At 45.7% G+C, this 232-nt stretch carries 1 protein-coding gene; it reads right to left on the bottom strand.

Annotated features, from left to right (window positions below; all coding sequences use genetic code 11):
• Positions 1-13 precede the first annotated feature (13 nt).
• A partial coding sequence (locus tag B4920_RS30285) for a hypothetical protein (protein ID WP_216820159.1) occupies positions 14-232 on the bottom strand: 219 nt, incomplete at its 5' end.

Here is a 232-nt window from a genome sequence, read left to right on the forward strand (position 1 = left end):
GCCCAAGACACCGCTAAGGCGGTAAGCCGGATTTTGGCGCAGTTTCCACCGCAGCCATAATCATTGGGCCATGATGATTTAAGCGATGCTTGAAACTATGAGTGCTTAAGCAATAAGTGATAAAAATGGGCGATACACGCCCATTTTTATTGCAGAAGAAATCCCAAATGCGAGGATCAGTGGATAAAACGCGGCTTAAGAAAATAACCCAGATGATAGATAACGGTCGCCC

It is taken from the genome of Zoogloea sp. LCSB751 (assembly GCF_002028455.1).
Taxonomy (GTDB): Bacteria; Pseudomonadota; Gammaproteobacteria; order Burkholderiales; family Rhodocyclaceae; genus Zoogloea.